Origin of the sequence: Mesorhizobium sp. M5C.F.Ca.ET.164.01.1.1, assembly GCF_004792125.1 — a bacterium.
GTDB lineage: Bacteria > Pseudomonadota > Alphaproteobacteria > Rhizobiales > Rhizobiaceae > Mesorhizobium > Mesorhizobium wenxiniae.
In genome coordinates this window covers 1-300 of record NZ_SRTG01000492.1, presented here as the reverse complement: position 1 = coordinate 300, position 300 = coordinate 1, and the positions used below count along the sequence as shown (strand labels likewise).

Sequence of the window (300 nt, the reverse complement as noted above, 5' to 3'; positions counted from 1 at the left end):
CGATGCTCTTCCGATCTCTCACCACCTTCGAGATCGTCGGCAGCGCCGTGCCAGCGCTGTCGCTGGTCGGCACCGCCGAGGCCCGCATCGGCGCGCCCTGGACGCCGCGCAGCGCCGCCGGCGTCGCCCGCCGCAACACGACATGGCGGGGGCTGAGGCACACCACCGCCTGGGTCGCGGTAGGCATCCTCGATCTGGTCGGAAGACAGGCGTTGAGTCGCGTGGGCGGGCGGCCTCGGCAACGAGCCGTTGAAAGCCTGGGCGGCGAACTGGGCCGAAGTCGCGGCCGACGGCGCCGGC

The 300-nt window shown here is 73.3% G+C and carries 1 pseudogene; it reads left to right on the top strand.

Annotation, left to right across the window (positions count from 1 at the left end):
- A pseudogene (locus EN807_RS34425) lies at positions 1-300 on the top strand (hypothetical protein); the annotation flags it as partial.